General features: G+C 55.2%; 1 protein-coding gene. It reads right to left on the bottom strand.

Annotated elements, in window-relative coordinates; translation table 11 throughout:
* Positions 1-36: 36 nt before the first annotated feature.
* The coding region (locus tag ABR397_RS25755) for a hypothetical protein (RefSeq protein ID WP_350307963.1) at positions 37-223 on the bottom strand (187 nt) is incomplete at its 5' end.

The following is a 223-nucleotide window of genomic DNA, read 5'->3' as shown; positions in this document are numbered from 1 at the left end:
GACAGCCTGAAAAGGACTGTTCCGGCCCCCTAAAAATCAGGCCGTCGTACCGTACTGCCCCTTCATCAACGAACCCGAAAGCCAGAAAGGAAAGTGTGAATATGACGGGTGAAAGTCTGGCTCAAATGAAGGCAAGTCAGGGTCAAGTCTGCCCCAAGTCGGGGTCAAGTCTGGTTCGCCAAAACCGGCGGCAAGCCGCAGTAGCACAGGGCTGAATGACTCG

The organism is Photorhabdus viridis (assembly GCF_040256935.1).
Taxonomy (GTDB): domain Bacteria; phylum Pseudomonadota; class Gammaproteobacteria; order Enterobacterales; family Enterobacteriaceae; genus Photorhabdus; species Photorhabdus viridis.
The sequence above is the reverse complement of the archived record's forward strand: the minus strand, read 5'-3'. Positions and strand labels throughout refer to the sequence as shown.